Annotated in this window: 18 protein-coding genes; 15 read left to right on the top strand and 3 right to left on the bottom strand. The window is 58.2% G+C overall.

Annotation, left to right across the window (positions count from 1 at the left end; genetic code table 11):
* Nucleotides 1-246: 246 nt before the first annotated feature.
* Complete coding sequence (locus Q0379_RS03685) at nt 247-2,253, top strand: DUF3363 domain-containing protein (protein ID WP_299004372.1); 2,007 nt, start codon at nt 247-249, stop codon at nt 2,251-2,253.
* Here Q0379_RS03685 and Q0379_RS03680 read toward each other — a convergent pair.
* The 3 genes from Q0379_RS03680 to Q0379_RS03670 all read right to left on the bottom strand — a co-directional run bounded on the left by Q0379_RS03680 (nt 2,250) and on the right by Q0379_RS03670 (nt 3,713).
* Nucleotides 2,250-2,684 carry a ribbon-helix-helix protein, CopG family gene (locus Q0379_RS03680; RefSeq protein ID WP_299004370.1) on the bottom strand — a complete coding sequence of 145 codons (435 nt, stop codon included), beginning with the start codon at nt 2,682-2,684 and terminating at the stop codon, nt 2,250-2,252. The two genes, Q0379_RS03685 and Q0379_RS03680, sit on opposite strands and share 4 nt — an antisense overlap.
* On the bottom strand, nt 2,681-3,172 hold the full coding sequence (locus tag Q0379_RS03675) for a DUF2840 domain-containing protein (RefSeq protein WP_299004368.1): 492 nt from the start codon (nt 3,170-3,172) through the stop codon (nt 2,681-2,683). Before Q0379_RS03675 ends, Q0379_RS03680 begins: the two co-directional genes overlap by 4 nt.
* Nucleotides 3,173-3,476: 304 nt before the next feature.
* Entirely contained in the window at nt 3,477-3,713 is a 237-nt protein-coding gene (locus Q0379_RS03670) for a helix-turn-helix transcriptional regulator (RefSeq protein WP_299004498.1), read from the bottom strand.
* A gap of 129 nt (nt 3,714-3,842) precedes the next feature.
* On the opposite strand from Q0379_RS03670, the gene Q0379_RS03665 reads away from it, so the two are divergent.
* From Q0379_RS03665 to Q0379_RS03600, 14 genes are all read left to right on the top strand, one after another.
* Entirely contained in the window at nt 3,843-4,361 is a 519-nt protein-coding gene (locus tag Q0379_RS03665; RefSeq protein WP_299004366.1) for a hypothetical protein, read from the top strand.
* 141 nt (nt 4,362-4,502) lie between these two features.
* Entirely contained in the window at nt 4,503-5,732 is a 1,230-nt protein-coding gene (locus tag Q0379_RS03660; protein ID WP_299004364.1) for a tyrosine-type recombinase/integrase, read from the top strand.
* A gap of 783 nt (nt 5,733-6,515) precedes the next feature.
* Nucleotides 6,516-7,490, top strand: a complete 975-nt coding sequence (gene galE, locus Q0379_RS03655) for a UDP-glucose 4-epimerase GalE (protein WP_299004361.1) — start codon at nt 6,516-6,518, stop codon at nt 7,488-7,490.
* A gap of 400 nt (nt 7,491-7,890) precedes the next feature.
* On the top strand, nt 7,891-8,544 hold the full coding sequence (locus Q0379_RS03650; protein WP_299004359.1) for an exopolysaccharide biosynthesis polyprenyl glycosylphosphotransferase: 654 nt from the start codon (nt 7,891-7,893) through the stop codon (nt 8,542-8,544).
* 270 nt (nt 8,545-8,814) lie between these two features.
* On the top strand, nt 8,815-9,390 hold the full coding sequence (locus Q0379_RS03645) for a WcaF family extracellular polysaccharide biosynthesis acetyltransferase (RefSeq protein ID WP_299004357.1): 576 nt from the start codon (nt 8,815-8,817) through the stop codon (nt 9,388-9,390).
* A gap of 184 nt (nt 9,391-9,574) precedes the next feature.
* A complete protein-coding gene (locus tag Q0379_RS03640) occupies nt 9,575-10,819 on the top strand; it encodes a WcaI family glycosyltransferase (protein WP_299004355.1) in 1,245 nt (414 codons plus the stop codon).
* Nucleotides 10,820-11,023: 204 nt separating this feature from the next.
* Nucleotides 11,024-12,331 carry a hypothetical protein gene (locus tag Q0379_RS03635; RefSeq protein WP_299004353.1) on the top strand — a complete coding sequence of 436 codons (1,308 nt, stop codon included), beginning with the start codon at nt 11,024-11,026 and terminating at the stop codon, nt 12,329-12,331.
* Between the two features lie 75 nt (nt 12,332-12,406).
* Nucleotides 12,407-13,600, top strand: coding sequence for a hypothetical protein (locus tag Q0379_RS03630; protein WP_299004350.1), 1,194 nt, complete (start codon nt 12,407-12,409; stop codon nt 13,598-13,600).
* Nucleotides 13,600-14,874 (top strand): hypothetical protein, encoded by a 1,275-nt coding sequence (locus Q0379_RS03625; protein ID WP_299004348.1) that lies wholly within the window; start codon nt 13,600-13,602, stop codon nt 14,872-14,874. Before Q0379_RS03630 ends, Q0379_RS03625 begins: the two co-directional genes overlap by 1 nt.
* The gene (locus Q0379_RS03620; protein WP_299004346.1) at nt 14,867-15,445 is read left to right on the top strand and encodes an acyltransferase; all 579 of its coding nucleotides are present in this window, start codon (nt 14,867-14,869) and stop codon (nt 15,443-15,445) included. The genes Q0379_RS03625 and Q0379_RS03620 overlap by 8 nt, the downstream gene beginning before the upstream one ends.
* A 4-nt stretch (nt 15,446-15,449) precedes the next feature.
* The gene (locus Q0379_RS03615) at nt 15,450-16,484 is read left to right on the top strand and encodes an acyltransferase (protein ID WP_299004344.1); all 1,035 of its coding nucleotides are present in this window, start codon (nt 15,450-15,452) and stop codon (nt 16,482-16,484) included.
* A 31-nt stretch (nt 16,485-16,515) separates the two neighbouring features.
* On the top strand, nt 16,516-17,376 hold the full coding sequence (gene kdsA, locus Q0379_RS03610) for a 3-deoxy-8-phosphooctulonate synthase (RefSeq protein WP_366519294.1): 861 nt from the start codon (nt 16,516-16,518) through the stop codon (nt 17,374-17,376).
* Between the two features lie 27 nt (nt 17,377-17,403).
* The gene (kdsB, locus tag Q0379_RS03605; RefSeq protein ID WP_366519293.1) at nt 17,404-18,198 is read left to right on the top strand and encodes a 3-deoxy-manno-octulosonate cytidylyltransferase; all 795 of its coding nucleotides are present in this window, start codon (nt 17,404-17,406) and stop codon (nt 18,196-18,198) included.
* Nucleotides 18,198-19,148 carry a KpsF/GutQ family sugar-phosphate isomerase gene (locus Q0379_RS03600; RefSeq protein ID WP_299004340.1) on the top strand — a complete coding sequence of 317 codons (951 nt, stop codon included), beginning with the start codon at nt 18,198-18,200 and terminating at the stop codon, nt 19,146-19,148. The genes kdsB and Q0379_RS03600 overlap by 1 nt, the downstream gene beginning before the upstream one ends.
* The last annotated feature ends 284 nt before the right edge of the window (nt 19,149-19,432 follow it).

The following is a 19,432-nucleotide window of genomic DNA, read 5'->3' as shown; positions in this document are numbered from 1 at the left end:
GCTTGAATTTCGGCAAACTAGATTGACGCATATTGAGCGCTCTAAGGTGGTTTTTTAGGTGACGGCAAGATTGAAGCGTCCGGGCCCAACGGTCCCACACGCGGTTGTCTGCACACTGGAATTTCCAAGACCACCAGCGGCGGGGCTGGTCTCGCCGGGCGACCGGAATCTTTCTTTTTCTACGCCATAGTTGGCCCTACTCCCGGCCACGCTTGCCGCTGGAGGCCATGAGCGCAAGCTGGCGCCATGGACGACCACCTCTTGGACTTCGAGATCCGGCCGGGCTGCATCCGTAGCGACGGACGGCAAGCCGTAGGTCGTGGACAGCGCCTCTCGCGCCTTATCGCCAAGCCTGCGCGGACGGTCTCGCGATCAGGCGGGCCTGGCCCGGCCAGACGCTCAGGATCCCCCGGCCGGTGCTCGCGGATCGGCAGAGGTCAGGACGCCGCCAACGCGCTGAAGTTTCGCGGCGGCGCCGCCGGCTATCGCCGCGTCGTCATCAAGACCCGCATGGCGGCCCTGAAGCTTGGAAGCCAGGCGGCCGGCGCGCATCTGCGCTACCTCGTGCGTGATGGCGTCACCCGCGATGGCCAGCCCGCCAGCCTCTATGATCGTGACGGCGAGGGCGTTGACGGCGCGGCCTTCACCGCGCGCGGCGCCGGCGATCGCCGCCAGTTCCGGTTCATCGTCGCGCCCGAGGATGGCGCGGACCTTTCGAACATGCGCGCCTTCACCCGCGACCTCATGGGGCAGATGGAGCGCGACCTAGGGACCAAGCTCGATTGGGTGGCGGTCGATCACTTCAACACCGGCCACCCGCACAGCCATGTCGTGGTCCGGGGCAAGGACGAGTTCGGCAAGGACCTGATCATCGCCCAGGACTACCTGACCCACGGCCTTCGCCATCGCGCCCAGGAGCTGGCGACCTTGGAGCTTGGGCTACAGACCGAGCAGGAGATCGCCCGCAAGCGCGAGGCCGAGATCACCGCCGAGCGCTTCACGGATATCGACCGCGGCCTCGTCGCCGACATGAGCGCTGCGCGCACCATCGACATGCGGCCAGTCGCCGGCCAGGCGGGCGGCGATCAAGAGGCGACCTTGCGCCAGGGCCGCTTAAGAACCCTGGAACGCATGGACCTCGCCGAGCAGGTCTCTCCCGGCGTGTGGAGGCTCGCCGATGATATTGAGCCGACCTTGCGCGGCCTTGGCGAGCGCGGAGACATCATCCGCGCCATGAGCCGAGCGGTCAGCCGGCGCGGTCGCGAGGCCAACCCCGAGGCCTTCGTTATCGACGGGGCGGGCGAGCCCTCGACGCCCAAGGCCGGGCGGGTGATCGACAAGCGGCTGACCGACGAGTTGGGCGATCGTGTCGGCCTGGTGGTCGATGGGATCGACGGCCGAGTTCGGCATGTCGAGGTCGATGGCGACACCGCCGCCGAGATTCGCATCGGCGCTGTCGTCGAGACCGGCGCCAGACCCGCCAGCCGACCAGCGGACAGGACCATCGCCGCCCTTGCCGAGGATGGCGTCTATCGCCCCAGCGACCACCGCCAGCGGCTGCTCAGCGGCGAGATGAAGCTCCCGCCTGGCGCCAACGCCGACGATCTCGTCGAAGCCCACGCCCGCAGGCTGGAGGCGCTACGCCGGGCCGGTGTCGTGGAGCGATGGAGCGAGGACGTTTGGAGCATTCCCAGGGACTTCGCAGCCCGCGCCGAGGCCTTCGAACAGGGCCGCCGATCACAGGTGCGCCTGTTGTCGGCCTTCGACCTGGAAAGCCAGATCCGCAGCGATGGCGCGACCTGGCTCGATCGTCAGCTCGTCGGCGGCGGGCGGCTAGAGGCCGCACCGCAGGGCTTTGGCGCAGAGGTCGAGCGCGCCCTCGATCGGCGGCGGGACGCCTTGCTTCGCCAGGGTCACGCCACGCGCGGCGTCGATGGCGATTGGCGCGCCAAGCCAGACTTGCTGGCGACGCTGGAGCGTCAGGAGATCAGCCGGCGCGGTGAGGCCATGGCCAAGGAACGGAACGTGCCGTTCCGGATGCCCGAGCCCGGCGAGGCGGTGCGCGGCAAGTTGGTCGATAGCCTGCAACTGGCGTCGGGCAAGTTCGCGGTGATCGAAGGCCATATGGACTTCGCGCTCGTGCCATGGCGGCCGGTGATGGAGCGCTATCAGGGCCAGGACATCGCCGGCACGGTCGAGATGGGCGGGAACATCTCCTGGCGGCTCGGGCGCAGCCGAGGCCTCGGCATCTAACGCCCGGTCGGCTCGTCGCCATCGAGTCCAAGGCCGCCAGGCTCGAAAGCCTGATCGGAGAGCGAGGCCCCGCTGCTGAGACGACGGTTCAGGGCCTGGATGAAGTTGCCATAGCGCTTCTGGCCCAGCGCCCGCGTCGCCGGCTCATCGGCGGCTGAGACGACGGGCGTCGCGCCAAGCCAGGTACGGATGAAGATCGCCAGCGCCTCGTTGCCGACCTGGGCTTCGCGTTCCAACCGCTCCATGTGTTTGTTCATCCGGTCCAGGCGGCGCAGCAAGGCCGCTTCCGTGCGCTCAGCGCCGTCTGGCGACATGAATGAGGCCAGGGCCGCGCGCACGATCTCCGACTTGGGTCGACGGGTGCGGATCGACAGTTGGTCGAGGGCCTTGGCCAGATCGGCGGGCAGATAGACCTTGGTCTCGACCTTCATGCGACGGCCTCGTCGATCAATCCAAGGCGCTTACGCGACAGCCAGGCGCGATGGCGGGCGCGGGTGTAGGACGACGCCGGTTCAGCGACGGCGATCCGGCCGCCGATATGGCGCCAGTGGTCGGGGCAGACGCGCTCGGGATTGATGCCGAGCGCCTCGATGGCGTCGATGGCGTCCAGGCCGGCGCGGACCTTCACCCAGGTCTTTAGGTCGAGGAGGACTTCGGCGCCGGGGTTGACGAACGGAACGTGGTCGAAGGGATCGCCCGGCGGGGCGGCGCGCAGGACCCAGAGCCGCGAGAGGGTCGTGCCGTATTCGCCGGCTTCCCAATGGACCAGGGCGAAGATGGAGCCCTCCCGAAACATGAGGGTGCGGCGGCGGCGGTCGTGGATTACTTCCGCGGCAGGGCGGCCAAAGCGGATCCAACGTTGAAGCCGGCCCTTCAGCCAGATCAGCTCGACGCACGTCGTCTCCGCAGGCTCGTCCATATCCTGGCTCCCGGTTCGTCGACAGGGTTCCTGGCCAGGGGGGACTTGCAAGCGTCCTGGAGCCTTTGGCGTGCAAAGAGAAGCTATGGGATAGAATTGGGACGGTTGTCCGTTCCGTCTCGAAGACTTTCCGCCCTGGAGCGCTTGGTGGAACGAGGGCCGGACGCTCAGGCGAGCGTCAAGGGTGGCGCCTGCGGCGCCATCGCGGAGCGACGGCGAAGCCGCCCTTGACCCTCACCTGAGCGCCCGGCAAGAGGCTCTCCAAGCGCTTCAGGGCGAGCCCCGACCTTTCAGGTCCTGGCTCTTACGAGCGAAGCCGCACGCCTGGGCCGCCAGCCGAGTCGGCGCTGATGAAGATCACGCCGCCGTCCTCCAGAACCCGCTGCACCTTATCGAGAGTGCGTGAATGCATGTCGCCTTTTCCAGACTCAAACCGCTGGACCGTCGATGGCGCCACGTCAGCCGCAGCGGCCAGCTCGCGTACGCCCAAGCCCAGCGCTGTACGAGCAAGCTTTAGCTGCAGGGGCGTTATAATCGACACGGATGGAGCGTCCTTGCGCACGTGGTATTGACTTTGTTGGTTCCCTGTGCGCACCCTTGAGCACTCAGAACTCGAATCCGCCCGATCCTAACATAGATCGGACCGAGCGCTCGCGCCGGGAGCCCCGTCATGTCCAATGGAAAGAAAGATCCCGCCGCCATTTCACGCCGAACCGTGTTGGGCGCGGCGTCGGCTACGCCATTGGCGTGCGGCGCCCGGAAGGGGGCGCTCAACCCGCTCGACGACCTGGTCGCCCTATGCGGTCGTTGGTTGGCAAGTGACTTCAAAACAGATGAACTGGCGCGGCGATGGGCGGCTTTGGAGATCCTGGCCGCGTCCGGCTATGACTATTTCCGGATGGACGACCGCCAACGACGCGGCTTGCCCATGGCGCCGGAGATGGAGGCCATCGAGCGCGAGCTTGATGGCCTCGGGGCGGAGCGGAAGGCCCTGTTCAAGACGATTGCGGCGCGGACGCCTCGCGATCTGCATGAGGCGGCCAGCCTCTTATTGATCGCCTCGCGAATGGACGTCCATGAGCCGGGGCCGACCGCGCCTTTGGTGAGGCGGGCGATGGCCTATCTGTCGGAGGCGACATGCCCCGGCTGTGGAGCGCCATACCTGCCGCCTAGCCTCCCGCCATGTTGACGAAGCTAGGGCGGGAGCCGTCGGCGGACCGCCGATCGCCGCCGATTGTTTCTCTTTCTTCGCCGCAGCTAGCCGGGATCGTTCCCGGACTTGTCGGGGCTACCCCAACGCCATTTTCTTGATCGTCCGAGGAGCTCTTCCATGGCGTCGCACAAGATCCCCTTCACCCCCGCACAGATCCGCAAGGCGTTGCTGGAAGCGCAGGCCCAGGGCGTCGAAATCGGCGAAATCCGTTCGCACCCTGACGGATCCTTGTCCTTCACCGCCAAGCTGGCGAAAGAGCCGCCGCTCGAGGCCACCGACGAGGCGACGCGGGCCAAGGCGAAATCCATTCGCGAAGAGCACGACCTTCCCAAGGGGGTGCGATTTCAGGTCAAAACCCTGAGCAACGGCAGCGTGGCGCGGTACGGCTACTATGGTCGAGGAAAAGAGGCCGTTCCGCTCGGGCGCCTCGGCACGCCGGCGTTCGACAAGGCGGTAACGCAGCTTCTGGGGCGGGATCGGCGCGCGCCCCCAGAGGGCACGGTCGCCAACCTAATCTACCGCTACAAGACGTCGGCCGATTTTGCCCGGCTGCGCCAAACCACCAAGACGGACTATCGTCGTTGGCTCGACAAGGTTCAGGAGGCTTTTGGCGGAAGGACCTTCGAGGAGATCGAGGCGCGGGACTTCTCCCGCGAGGTCTTCGCCTGGCGCGACGGCTACGCCTCTTCGCCCCGTCAAGCCGATTATGCGGTCTCGGTGTTCAAGGTCTTGCTGTCGTGGGGCTGCCGTCGCGGCTTCATCGATATCAACAGGGCCGCCCGCGTCGATAAGCTCTACCGCCACGCGCCGCGCGCCAATTCCTGGAGCGATGACCAGATCAGCGCCTTCATGGCGGCCGCGCCGCCGAACATGCAGTTGGCGCTGATGCTCGCTTTGGAGACCGGTCAGCGTCAGGGCGACGTCATTCGTCTGACCTGGGCGGACATCCAGGACGGTATCCTGCATTTGAAACAATCCAAGACCGGCGCGGTCGTCGCCGTGCCGATCAGCCCGGCGCTGCAAAAGCACCTCGACGCCGTCCCAGGCGAGCATAGCGGCCCCATCCTGCGATCAGAGTCGGGGCGGCTCTGGAACAACCCAGGCTGCACGCTTCGCTCCGCTTGGCAGCTCATCTGCAGACGTGTCGGAATAAAGGGGGTCACCTTCCACGACCTTCGGGGAACCTTCGTCACACGTAAGCTCTCGGAAGGGTGGTCGCCGACGGAGGTGGCGATGTGCACAGGCCATACCTTGCGGGATCTCGCTTCGCTCGACGTCTATGCGGACCGGAAAGTGATCGCCCGGCGCACGGCGGAACGGTTGGCGGCCAGGCGGTTTGCAACCTGAGCGCGGCGTGGGTGTCCGCTATATGGAGACGAAATCATCGTGTTTTAAGAGCTTTCGGCTTTTCTACCCCCATTTGTACCCACGGTTCCCGCCGCTGCTGCTGGGCGGTTTTTGGGCCGTTTGCGATGGAAAAGTCTTCCGAACGACGCTGGCAGGCGCGGGTAAGCGCCGTCAGACTAGACCTTGTTGAGGCCCGCGACGACGCGATCGATGCCTCTGTTAGGCCGGCATGCGTGGGCAGTTGAGGCCATCGGCGCCACAGGCCCCGGCCTTTTTTAGGTGGTCTGTGGCCAGGTGCCCGTCAGGCGGCGTCATGTGCATTTGGTGAGACACCTGCTTGGTGGTCCGACCGACTACACTCGACAGCCTTCCATCCTACTAGGGACCACGCAGTTGCGGGCGGCGAGGCGATGCTCACTCCATTCTAGCTGCACCAGACTGATGGGCGTCTTATCAACGAAGATGCGATAGTAGGCCGACGACTGGCGACCCGTAGGCGGCTCATGTCCATGTCTCTAGCCGCGATACTGCCGCATGGTCGCACCTGATATGTTGTCCCTGGTGGTGATGTCGGGACCGGCGGGAGCCGATTGGGCGCCGGCGCCCAACATAAGGATTTATGCGACGACGCTAACGCATCGAAGCGAACAGCGGCTATATCGAATGGCGGACACTGACGGTGCTATCGCGGCCCGCTGGAAACCATTCTACGCCCTCCGTCGACGAAACGCCTAACTGACGGCTGGCCCGCGACAGCTAACGTCGCGGTTCGGAGAAGTTTTTATGCAGACTGTCTTGGTGACCGGCGGGGCCGGCTATGTCGGATCGCATTGTTGCCTGGCTCTCGCGGCGGCCGGATTTCGGCCGGTCGTGTTCGATAACCTGTCCAACGGCCATCGTGAGCACGTGCAATGGGGGCCTCTGGAAGTCGGCGATATCCGCGACGCCGCGCGCCTGGACGCTGTGTTCGCCGCTCATGCGCCGGTCGCGGTTCTTCACTTCGCCGGCCGCATCGAGGTTGGGGAGTCGGTGAAAGATCCTGGCGCCTTCTATGATCATAATGTCGGCGGGGCTATCACCGTGATCGAGGCCGCCCGCCGCGCCGGCGTCAACGCCATGGTCTTCTCCTCGACCTGCGCAACTTTCGGCGAGCCGGTGGCCGTGCCGATGGATGAGCGCCACCCTCAGGCGCCTCTGACCCCCTATGGTCGCAGCAAGTTGATGGTCGAGCAGGCCCTGGCCGACTATGATCGTCATGTCGGCTTTAGAAGCGCGGTGATGCGCTACTTCAACGCCGCTGGGGCCGATCCTGAAGGGCGGATCGGCGAGTGGCATGAGCCCGAGACCCACGCCATCCCGCTGGCGATCCAGGCGGCTCTGGGGCAGCGGCCGAATTTCACGATTTTCGGCGATGACTACGACACTCGCGACGGTACGGCCGTGCGCGACTATGTCCACGTGCTGGACCTAGCCGACGCTCATGTCATGGCTCTGAAGCGGTTGCTGGCGGGCGGATCTTCGGAAGCGTTCAATCTGGGGTCGGGGACTGGCGCCACCGTGCGCGAGTTGGTCGACGGGGTTGTTCGCGCCACCGGGAAGCCGCTGCCGCTGCAGATGGCGCCGCGCCGCCTTGGCGATGCGCCCGTGCTGGTCGCCGACAACACCAAGGCGCGGCAGGTGCTCGGCTGGACGCCCTCGCGCGATCTCGATGCGATCCTATCCAGCGCATGGCGCTGGCACAAAGTTCAAGCCCGCTGAAAAGTAGCTCGCGCACGATCGGCCGATGGATGAGGGTGACTGCCACCAGCGGGACGCTTGCCGGGCCTCATGGCCAATGAGTGTTTAACGCGTGACCCACAGCAGAGGCTGTACGGCCAAGAACTCCACTGAGTTCGTGTCGAGGTAGAGTGCTCCCGTGTGCGTTTCGTCACAATTCGATCAGACGCGCACGATATTCTTTTTAACTGAACTCTACCGAAATGCTGTGGCGGCGCCTGTCATTAGGGCGAAAATGTCCGTCCAGCGCTCAGAAATCGCCTTTCCGCGAAAAAAGGTTGGTTAACAACCCCCGCGAGCGGTTGTTCGATGAGCGCCGATTTAGTAAAGGCTTTCTAAATCATCGGGCAAAGACCCGAACGTTGAGACTGGTGGGGACCACGTGCTGATCGTATCTAATCCGACAGCGGAACAGCTGCCATGCGCCGTTCAGGCGTCTCCGGTGGCGAAGGATCCGCTCAAGCGAGCGATGGACGTTCTGGTGGCTGGGGGCGCATTGCTCTTCTTCGCGCCGCTGCTCGCGCTCGTCGCCGTTCTGATCAAGCTGGAGTCGCCGGGACCGGTTCTCTTCCGCCAGTCGCGCGGCGGCCTGAACGGCCAGGCCTTCACGATCTTCAAGTTCCGTTCGATGCGGTGCCAGGAGAACGGCTCTAAGGTCGTTCAGGCCAAACGGGACGATGATCGCATCACCACGGTCGGTCGGATCATCCGCAAGACCAGCATCGACGAGTTGCCGCAGCTGCTGAACGTCCTGCGCGGCGACATGTCGATCGTGGGGCCGCGTCCCCATGCCCTGGCGCACGACGAGCACTACGGCGCTCAGATCGCCAACTACCACCTTCGTTTCCGCGCGCGTCCCGGTCTGACGGGCCTGGCCCAAATCAAGGGTCTTCGCGGTGGTACCAATGCTGTGGAGGCGATGGCCGCCCGCGTTGACGCGGACAACGACTATATCGAGCGCTGGACCCTCAGTGGCGACGTCAAAATTCTGTTGATGACCGTGCCGCATTTGCTGATGGCTGAGAACGCGTATTAAACCTCTGGTGAAGATCGCTATTTGTCGCGACTCATTAGTAAGCGACTGAATTAGTAACGCGATCCCTAATTGCCCAACGTTCGTTCCATTTGTCGGCGGGCTCGGGCGAGTAAACCTGCGGCGAGGCCAATGATTTCCTTCGAAGGTGGGAGCTGCGGCAGGGTTAAGACGTGTTGCAATCTTGTTGTAGAGGGCAACTCATCATTTTCAGAACGGCGAGCCTTGCCCCAACCCTTTCCATTTCCGCGATGTGTTTGATTGGATTTAGTTGTGTCGAGCAGGATCCCCGTTCAGTCGTTGTCCAGCTTCCGAATCCCGGAAGGGTTTCGCGGACGGTCGAGTTTCATTGTCCAGATTTGGTGGCTAACACAGGCGACGCTGTTCGCTTGGTCGCCACAGTTCATGTACTCTTGGAGAAGCTGGCTTCTGCGGCGGTTTGGTGCCCGCATAGGTAAAAATGTACTGGTGCGCCCCACCGTAAGAGTGACGTATCCATGGAAATTGTCCATCGGAGATAACGCATGGGTAGGCGACTTTGCCGAACTGTATAGTTTGGGAGAAATATACATTGGCCCGGATGCGGTGGTTTCCCAGTACTGCTATCTATGTACCGGCTCTCATGACATGACGTCCCCAGCTTTCGACATTTTCGCTAAGCCTATTAAGATTGAGAGCGAGGCGTGGGTCGCCGCAGGCGTCTTTGTCCATCCTGGAGTGACGATAGGGCAGGGGTCGGTCGTCGCTGCGCGCTCGATTGTTCGACATGATACCGAACCCTATGGGGTATACGTCGGCGAACCACTTCGCCGCATTCGCGACCGGCGAGGCGCCGCGATCTGTGTATAGGGGCATTGTGCCCTTCTATTCGCGTACCGGGTTGCGGTCGAGCCGGTGTCCACCCTCTCCATAGGCCGATCTCCAGTTGGGGAGCGCGGCATTCGCCGGGGCGGGGCACGAGAGATCTTCGTAGATGATGAGGGGCGTGGTGCTAAAGGAGGAGACCGTATGCAAGTTGTCGGATACTGAGGAGATGAGCGTCGTCGGCAAGCTTCGTGTGCTGATTATCGCGTTGAACTACGCGCCAGAGCTGGTCGGATGCGCAAAATATACAACTGAGCTAGCCGAAGAGTTGGCGCGGCGTGGCCATGAAGTGGAGGTTATATCGGGGCCACCCTACTACCCGACCTGGGCAGTATACGAAAATTATAGCGCCACGAAATGGTATCGTGAAGAGATGAATGGAGTCCAATTGCATAGGACCCCGCTTTACGTTCCCGCCGACCCCAGTGGACTGAAGCGTATTATCCATTTGGCATCGTTTGCGCTTGCTGCGTTGCCTCCGGCGCTTCGTGTCGCCAAGCGTCTCAAGCCGCATGTTGTTTTCTCGGTGGCCCCAACATTGACATCGGCGAGCGTAGCACTCACCGCAGGTAAGTTTTCCGGGGCATTCACTTGGTTACATGTTCAAGATTTTGAGGTAGATGCGGCCTTCGATTTGGGCATCGTGAAGAGTAACTGGCTTAAAGGGGCGGCTCTGTCCTTCGAGACGTGGTTGCTGAAGGCGTTCGATCGCGTTTCGAGCATCTCGCCCGCCATGGTCGATCGCTTGAAGCAGAAAGGCGTTGAACATCGCAGAGTCAGAGAGTTTAGAAACTGGGTAGACGTTGATCAGGTTCAGGTGGTTACTGACCCCAACACTGCTTATCGACGGGAACTGGGGATACTACCGCACGAAATCGTGGCCCTTTATTCGGGAAACATGGCAAGCAAGCAAGGTCTTGAGGCTTTAGCTGAGGTCGCAACCAGATTGACCGAGCACGCGCCACCGGTCCAGCTTGTTCTGTGCGGTGATGGGCCCGCGAAGCCTGCGCTGGAGCAAGCCTGTAGAGGGTTGCCCAACGTGAAGTTTCTTTCGCTACAGCCCCTTGAGCGTTTGTCGGAGCTACTCGGGACGGCGGATATCCACCTTCTCCCCCAGCGCGCCGAGGCGGCGGATCTGGTTCTGCCTTCCAAATTGACCGGAATGCTTGCGTCTGGGCGTCCAGTCGTCGCCATGGCGGCCGCGGGCACCGGCTTGTATGCCGAGGTTGAAGGGTGCGGAATTAACGTTCCGCCCGATGCTTCGGCGATGACGTGCGCGATACTCGAGCTCGCGCAAGATCCGAAGCGTCGGATATTGCTCGGAGTGGCTGCGCGAGAGCGGGCGGAAAGCCGATGGCGCAAAAGCACTATCATTGATGGCTTTGAAGCCGAGGTAGTTCAGTGGTCAAACTAGTCATCACCGCCCCGGAGAGCTAGTTGGGCGCGAATGGGAACGGGGCTGCGCCGCGCGTATTGAGCCCCACTGACGCGACTGTCGCTTCCGTCCTTTCGGCTGTTCCGCTATTAGGCGCGCAAAGCGTGCTAGGCCTCCGTTTGGGCGCATAGGTGAGGGCTAATGTATGGAACCGTCAGCCGCAGGCCGAAAGGAATGCCTATAATGAAATCGGCCTGGTCTCCAAATGAAATTCTTATATGGCTCGCCCTTTCGACCATATTCATATCGGGCATATACGTAAGCACGCCTATGGGTGTTCTGTACTTCAGCTACATATTAATGCTTGCTGTGTATATATTCATGGCTATAAGAACGTCGAGTTTTGGAATTACGTCCCCGTATGTGGCTGCGTACCTGATAACTATGTTCGTTTCACTAGTTGGTCTCCTTGTTAGCTCGAGGAATGACGGGCTGAGGGCGGATAGCGTTGTGTCAATGATTTCAAAATTGTCCCTCGCGCTGTTTTTTGTTGCATTCTACACTGCGATTTACAATCTCTGCGGAAGGAAAACGCGCACCCTTTTTGACAGATACCTAAAGGTTGCTGGATTCTTCGCCATTCTGGGCGTCGTTCAGCAGGTTATTTTTGTCGTCTCCGGCTTCAACATTCTGTCCTTCACTACGGCACGCGCGAAAAACTATGGCTCATTTTTAGGAGTTTCGGGCCTCAGCGTCGAGCCGGCTTTCTACGCGTGTGCCTTGGTGCCGGCAGGCGCTTTCTATATTTCAAATTTTATTCGTGATTTTAAGATCAGCTTTTCTGGCATTATTGTCATTACCGCAATTTTATTTTCGACTTCGTCGCTTGGGTATCTTGGATTGTTCGTGGCCGTGGCTCTCTCAATTCTCATCTCCACGGATATCAGGCGCTCGTGGATATTGGCTGCGTCACTGCCATTGGCCGTCGTGGCGATATACTATCTTGTGAGTCTCGAATTTTTTCAGCTAAGGCTGAATGATACAATTGACCTTATCTCAAGCGGACAGCTCACGCTGAGGCGAGGTATGAACATGAGCACGTATTCAAATGCGGTCAATACATCTATCGCCTTTAAATCCCTCTCTGACAATTATGGCCTTGGGACTGGATTCGGCCTCTATAGCTCAGCATTTGATAGATATATATTTGGCTATGAGATGCCTACTTACCGCGTTGGTATCCCAGGACGGGGATCCGGAACGTCGATGTTTTCCCGGCTGACCGCCGAGTTGGGGATCTTCGCCTGGCTATTCTTCGTCGCAGCGATCGGCTGGGCGTGGGCCAACATCAGTAAGGGGGGGCGCGCGACGGCTATGCATGTTGGATATCTATCGTCGTTAGTTATCATCTTGATGAGAATGGGAGAGTATTACGCCAACGGGGTTATTCTCGTGCTCGTGATGATATACTTAGCACGCCAGGAGATCCGCGTCGGGGGGCGGGTCTCAAGGTCCGAGCGAAAGGCCGCAGTTGTCGGGCGACTGGTCTAATTAATGGCTACATACAGAAGGCTTCTATCTATTTTCAATACGCTCCTCATAAGAGGAGGAGGGTCCGGCGTCGCGGTGGCGTTCACCCTTATGGTTGCCAGGTATTTGGACACAGGCGCGGCGGCGAAATTTTTCCTACTATTCAACATATCCACCATTGCTTCTATCTGCTTTCGGTGGGGACTCGACGAGGTAATTATACGGCGTGTTGCGTCAAGCTCGCGCGAAGAACGCTCTATTGTAAGCAACATGCTTCTGGGCCTCGCCCATCGGCGCGTTGGCCTTTGGATGGCATTTGGGTTGGTCTGTGCGCTTTCAGTAAACGTTCCGGTGGTGCGTAGCTTCGTTCCCCGATTGTCGACAGCGGATCTTCTGGTTGTTTCGGTCGCGAGCGGAGCAATGGCTTTAGTCGCGTGCGCTGCCCGCGTGGATCAGGGGGCGGGGCGCACTAATCTTGCAGCATTCCTAATGAATGTTCTTGTGCCAACACTTTCGATAGCGGGGCTGCTGGCTATGGCGTGGCGGCGCTTGACCATCGATGCCTTCGATCTGATGCTCCTCTATGGAGCAGTGGCACTTGCGGTCTACGGGCTTGTCGTCCTTCGCCGCTACCCCGAGCTAGCCATTGGGCGAGCGGCGGTTCCAAAGACAGAGCACGACGGGCGTGCCGACAGGCGTTCGGCAAACAAGCTGGGCGGTGTGGTCCTTGCCCAGCAGGTTCTAGTTTGGGGCAGCATGCTGATCGTTCCCGCTACCTACGGCGCTGCTGCCTACAATGGCTTTATCGTCGCGCAGAAGGCGGCGACGTTGGTCAACTTGGTGATGCTAGCCGTTAATTTCACGCTGTCGTCACGGATAGCAGCTCTGCACGCCTCGGGGCGAAAGGATGAGCTCCGAAAGATAACCCGCGGAGCGGTGGTAGGAGTACTCATCTCCAGTGCAGTTGTATCTCTGGGCGTTATACTTATCCAAAATCACGTGTTTAAGTTTTCTAAAATAGAGCCGGACATGGATTGCGTTGTGGTCGTTCTTCTGGTGGCGCAAATTCTCTTTTCTGTGTCCGCTATATTGTCGCTAGTGCTCAGCATGTCACACGATGAGGGCTATTTGCTGATAGCACAGGGGGGGGTGAATATTCTAGGGCTGGCAGCATTTACTGCGCTCTGTCTGACGTCGAAAATTGAAGTTGCGTGCGCTGCGTTCCCTGTCGCGTACTTAGCGCTCTTCATTGCGCTGATGCTTCGCGCAAAGAAAATCGGAGCTATCTGATGGCGACCAGTGTCCAAAATGCCTACCGCGCGCATAAACTGATCAATCAATTTAAATTGAGCAAATCCGCTGAGGCGGGCGGCATTAATTATGCAAATGTGATCGCCACGCAACTCTATGACGAATCCATTCTTGCGGCAGCGAAGAGGGCTCTATTTGCGCTTTTTTATTCTGCTAAACTCAACGCAGTATCTCCAGGGGAAGGGGAAATATTAGTATTTTACTCTTCGAAAAGCAAGGGGAGGCATGATTATGATTTCGTCATTGATGCGCTTCTACGAGCAGCCGGAGAAGGAGGTGCGTACGTCGAAGTGACGGAAACGCTGAATCCCTTTCAAATTTTTAGAACGATGATGGAAGTATTACCTGCACTGAAGGCCGTCTCTGGCTATCGCGCCCATGGTATTGACCGCCTCTGTGCAGCGCTTTTGATTGCCAAGTATAGATCATACCAGAGCACCTTGGCGTCGCTCCTGCTCCAGAGGCGGCGACTGGTGACGTTCTGCGATGCGTTCCCTTTAGACAACCTCATTGCACAGATGGCAAAGGTCCAGGGCGTCCATACGGTAACCGCTCAGCATGGCCAATATCGGCTGCTGGATAAGACCAACATGAGCGCGGATGCTGAAGCATACGCGAATTTCGTCAGTGATTGTATGTTATGCTGGGGGGAGGCAACTCGAGCCGAGTTTTCGCGCGTGGGGATTGAGAGGAGCCGCTTTTGCGTAACCGGATGGATAAGGAAGTGGGACGGTCTCTCTTCCGTCCCTCGGCCCATGGCCGGCCAGAAGCTTTTCGGCGTGATGCTGAATGGCGCAAACGGGATGAGTGCGAATCTCGCTTTATTGGAAGCCGCTAAGGAAGTCTCGCGGTCGGTGGGGTTGAGATATTTGGTGAGGGCTCACCCCCATACAAAGTTGGATTCACTCAGGCCGCTCATAGATGAAAACTGTGAAGACATAGTGCACATGGGAATCCATGAGTACTTATCAATGGTGTCATTTAGTCTGGGGCACATGTCAGGCGCGATAGTTGAAGTGCTAGAGGTACTTCACCCCACATACCTGTTCGATGACGGCAGCTTGGCCGACGTATTCCGTGTTGATGGGCTGAGCTACGGCGATACCGATAGTATTTTAGCCGCGATCAGAAAAGATGTGGACGCTCCAGAAGAAATGAGAAGGCGCCTATCCCGCTTAAGGGTGTGGTACAATGATAGCTCCGATCAGGACGCTAGGCTTCTGGAAGCTGTAAAAGGGGGGCGCATTGCATAATATTTACAAGGCTATCTGGGCAATTCGTGCAGCGATATATAATCTACTATTTGGTTCGTTTAAGGTCCCGGGTTATCTGGGTAGGCCAATCTTTCTCCTTGGGGCAAGTAAGATATTCATCGCGGAAAGAGTTCGTATCCTCCCGGGGATAAGGATTGAAGTGCATGGGGAGGGGAGGCTCGAAATCAGGAGAAATGTCCGAATTGGACAAAATGTGCATATAACGTGTGCGTCGGAGTTGGTGATAGATGAGGGAACAATTGTTACAGGCAATGTTGTTATTACTGATATAGACCATGAATACCGTGATGTCGAAAAATCAGTCATTGATCAGCCGTTCCTCAATGCGCGGACGCGGATAGGGAGGAACTGCTTCATTGGTGCTGGGGCCTGCATCCAGGCCGGAACGGCACTTGGAGATGGCTGCATCGTGGGCGCGAATTCGGTTGTTAGGGGCCACTTTCCCGCTCACTCGGTCGTCGTTGGCGTGCCCGCAAGAGTGGTGAAGCGCTTCAATCGGGACTCTGGTGTTTGGGAAAGGGCGGGATCGAATGGGATCGCGGGCGACTAGTGGCGTGATTAGAGCACCAAGAGAGCATGGCGAACGCATCCCGCTTCTAAGCGGACTGCGAGGCCTTGCGGCTATCGTTGTATTCACTTCCCACGCCGCGATCATTGGATTCCTACCCGAAGAGCTCGGTCACGGCTTCGGCCAGTTGGGTGTGATGCTCTTCTTCGTACTAAGCGGCTATCTCATGGCCCATATATACCTGAAATCCACAATTTCCCGCGGAGAGCTCATTTCCTATTCTCTTGCCAGAATCGGTCGCGTTGTTCCGCTCTATTTTGCAGTGATTGTGGTGTCGGCTATTATATTCGATTTCGTGTATCCTGAATTTAGGTATGCGATTTCCTTCCGCAATGCGCAGGTATTTCTTAGTGCGGTGACGTTTGTATCTGCGCCTTTCGAGTTGTGGACAATTCCGGTCGAGATCCAATTCTACGCAATATTTCCAATATTCTGGTATCTATATAGTCGAGGGTGGAGGTTTAAGTTGATTGCCGTGGCGGGCCTGTTTCTGGCACCAACGGCGATAACAATCGTTCTTTTTAGGGAAAAGTATACGTTCTTTTCTACATATGGGCATGCCTTCTTCTCCGGTGCCGCCATTTCAATGATTGTCGACCCCATCAAGCAGAGATTGACGAGGTCCATTCCGCCTTGGCTGGGCATAGCGTTCCTTGCTCTATTCTTGATAAATCTTCCGTTTGTTCGGATGAAGTACGGACTGTCTCTATCGCACGGAGAATATTGGATATCCACCTGGCTCGACCCGCTCACCTGGATCACCATATTCGGACTTTTCATTTGCAGTGTTTGTGGATCTCCAAGTTTGAACATATTAAACACCGATATATTCAGGTTCCTGGGTAAGGTTTCCTATGGCTTTTATCTATTTCATTACCCCATTCTATTGGCGTTTGCCGACTTGATGGGCACGGGGCTTGCACCTCTTGCTTTGTCTACAGCGGTGACTGTCTTGATGGCTTCTCTGTCGTTTAGATATTTTGAAGTACCTGCTATGAGCTGGATAAGAAAGTATCGGTGACGTTCTATTTGACTTGTCTCAACGTGTTGTGATGGAGCTCCAGGTGATCGACGTAAAGATTTCTAGTGATGTGACGGTCGGAAACGGAAGGCCCTTCGTATTATTCGGAGGGGTAAACGTTCTCGAGGATTTGGAATCTACCCTTATTGCTGCTGACGCTTACGTGAAAGTGGCCGGGAAATTAAACATCCCTTATGTCTTCAAAGCCTCATTCGATAAGGCTAACCGATCCTCGATTCGCTCCTATCGCGGTGTCGGCATGGAAGAAGGGTTGAGGATCTTCCAGGAAGTTAAGGCGCGTTTTGGCGTGCCGGTGATCACAGACGTTCACGAGATCCATCAAGCGCCTCCCGTGGCGGAAGTGGCGGATGTATTGCAAATTCCCGCGTTTCTTGCGCGACAGACGGATCTGGTGGCAGCGATCGCGCGGACGGGTAGAGCAGTTAATATCAAAAAGCCTCAGTTCTTGAGCCCGACGCAAATGAAGCATATTGCAGGCAAAATCAGGGACGCGGGTAATGAGCGGATTATCTTGTGCGAGCGTGGAAGTCAGTTTGGCTATGATAATCTAGTCGTGGATATGCTCGGCTTCCGAGAAATGACGGAGGCGACGGGAGGTCTTCCCGTCATCTTCGATGTAACGCATAGCCTGCAGAGACGGGATCCCGGCAGCGAGGCCTCGGGCGGGCGCCGTGGTCAAGTTGTCGAACTTGCTAGGGCCGGTATAGCAGCCGGCATAGCAGGCTTGTTCCTTGAGGCTCATTCCGATCCAGAAAACGCTCGGTGCGACGGACCTAGCGCGCTGCCCTTGGAGGCGCTTGAGCCGTTTTTGGCGCAGATCAAGGCGCTTGATGATTTAGTAAAGGGGTTTCCAGAGCTCTCAATTGTGTGATTTCGGAGTGTTCGGGGCGTTACAATTGTGTGTGAGGATGCTTTGAGTTTCTCTTCAAAGGCCGGTAGGCCGACGCTCAGGGTGGTCATTCCTGCGCGCTATGGATCGTCCCGACTTCCAGGCAAGCCTCTTATCGATCTGGCGGGGAAGCCGATGGTTGTGAGGGTCTACGAGGCTGTGCGGAGGGCCCTCGTCGCGGCGGATGTTGTGGTCGCAACGGATGACGATCGGGTACTCGCCGCTTTGCACCACAATGATATACCAGGCGTCATGACCCTAGCTGGCCATGAGTCCGGTACAGATCGCGCAGCCGAGGTTGCGCGGCTTAGGGGGTGGAGCGACAGAGATGTTGTTCTCAACGTGCAGGGGGACGAGCCATTAATCCCACGGGATCTGCTTCAAGCATTCGCGGATTTCTGTGATAATGATGACATTGAAATGGCTACAGTGGTAACGCCAGTAGCGCGCAGAAGCGACATCCATGACCTGAATGTAGTAAAGGTGGTTCTTGGGGCGGGGAATAACGCGCTCTATTTCTCCAGATCACCAATTCCATTTTCTCGTGATTGTCCAGAAGGCCTGTGGCCGTTAGATGCCTACTTGAAGCATGTTGGACTCTACGCGTACCGCAACGCGACACTTCAGCGGCTTACGACCCAAAGTGCTTGTATGCTCGAGCAGGTCGAGAAGTTGGAGCAATTACGAGCTCTCTGGATGGGAATATCCATCAAGACTATGTGGTGGGGCGGCACGCCTCCTCACGGTGTTGATACCGCCGAAGATGTCGTTCGAGTATCTACGTTAATTAGAGGAATGGAATAATGCTCGCGTCTTTGGTGCTTGAAAAAGATTATTCAGCGTCAGCCCGGCGAGTCTTTGAGATTGAAGCCGAGGCCATCTCGCGGTTGAGTGAACAGCTGGGAGATAGCTTCAGCGAGGCCGTTCGACGTGTTCTGAGTTCTTCGGGCCGGGTTATCGTTTGCGGCATGGGGAAGTCCGGCATAATTGGAAAGAAAATTGCCGCCACGCTGGCAAGTACCGGTACTCCAAGCTTCTTCATGCACCCGGGTGAAGCCTACCATGGCGATCTGGGCATGGTCACGGCGGAAGACATATTCGTGGCTATATCGTACTCCGGAGAAACTGATGAAGTGGTGAAGCTGCTTCCCTTCTTAAGGGATAATAAAAATTTCCTGATTGCAATTACTGGAAACGCTAAGTCCACGCTCGCGATGGCTTCCGATTGCCATCTCAGCGTCTATGTCAGTAGTGAAGCTTGTGCGTTGCAGCTGGCCCCCACCTCTTCGACTACCGCGACCTTAGCAATGGGAGACGCTCTGGCCGTGACCTTGATGGAGGCAAGGGACTTTAAGCCTGAGAATTTTGCCCGTTTTCATCCGGGCGGCGCTCTCGGGCGTAGGCTCCTAAGCAAAGTTCAACACGAGATGGTTTCGTCAAATCTGCCAATAGTTGAAGAGTCGACTAGTATGATTGACGTCTTGCGGAGGGTAACGCAGTCGAAGCTGGGCTTGGCGGTCGTGCGCTGTGAAAAAGGCTGGGGCATCATCACCGATGGTGACGTTCGTCGGGCTCTAGAGCGTTTTGGCAAAGACGTCTTCGATCGATTTGCAAGGGACATCATGACGAGTAACCCCTTGCATGTATCTAAAGATGTGCGGCTCGAGACCGCGTGGGGCAGCATGGATCTCAATGGCGTATCCTCTCTTCTTGTTCTGGAGGGGGAGGATCTAGTTGGTATATTGAAGAGATAAGCTGAATATACTAGGTGTTGCGGAGCCTTAGGGGAGAGCGGTATTGGTCTTCCTTTGATCTTTTATTCTGCTCCGGCCGAACTTGCGGCGTTAGTGTTGACCGCAAGTACGAGAATTTTTGCGATATTCGACAACTGGGCGCACAGGAAGTCCATGGTGATCTGCGTCCGAGGGGCTGTGATCTGCTCCTAGAAACTGGACCGGTTTGAGCTAGAATTTTCTAGTTTGATGACCTTGCCCCCAACCTTGGACCAGGTCGGGCCGGGATTTCTCGCCGGTCAGGC

Source organism: uncultured Caulobacter sp. (assembly GCF_937900395.1).
Lineage (GTDB): Bacteria > Pseudomonadota > Alphaproteobacteria > Caulobacterales > Caulobacteraceae > Caulobacter.
This window is presented reverse-complemented; position numbering and strand designations above follow the sequence as displayed.